The sequence below is a fragment of the Nocardiopsis sp. ATB16-24 genome (assembly GCF_030271535.1).
In the GTDB taxonomy this organism is placed as follows: domain Bacteria; phylum Actinomycetota; class Actinomycetes; order Streptosporangiales; family Streptosporangiaceae; genus Nocardiopsis.
Genome location: NZ_JASCXJ010000050.1, coordinates 1 through 572 on the forward strand (window position 1 = coordinate 1; position 572 = coordinate 572).

A 572-nucleotide genomic window follows, 5' to 3' on the forward strand; every position below is an offset into this window, starting at 1 on the left:
CTTGCGGCCTAACCCTTCGGGGAGGGAGTGAGTGAAGGTGGGGCTGGCGATTGGGACGAAGTCGTAACAAGGTAGCCGTACCGGAAGGTGCGGCTGGATCACCTCCTTTCTAAGGAGTCTTTTGCAGGCCGGTTCTTGTCTAGTGACCGGTCGGACTCGAGAGTGGACCCGCACCCGTGTCCGTCTTCTCGCCCTGGTGGGCGGGTGGGCGGAGCCTCCCGCCTGTGGGCGGGGTTGGTGGGGTGGGGGGTGGTTTGGAGATTGTGTCATCGGACCTGGCCCCTGGGTGTGCTGGAAGCGCCTGGGGGGCGCGCTGTTGGGTGTCTGAGGAAGCAACCTCCTGGCTTTCGGGTCAGGGTGTGTTGGTTCCCGCGGACCGCCTTCGCGAACTCTCGTTCCGGCCATGGTCTCCTGTCCTTTGGGGCAGGGGGGTGTGGTGGGTCGGGTGGTGGTGGGGTGTGCGGTTGGTGTTTTGATTTGTGAATAGTGTGCGCGAGCATCTTGTTATCTGTAGTGGCCAAGTGAAAGTGGCATACGGTGGATGCCTTGGCACCAGGCGCCGATGAAGGACG

1 rRNA gene is annotated in these 572 nt (G+C 62.8%); it reads left to right on the forward strand.

The features are described 5' to 3' along the window. Positions 1-109 (forward strand): 16S ribosomal RNA (locus PFX91_RS23060); the annotation flags it as partial. Positions 110-572 lie beyond the last annotated feature (463 nt).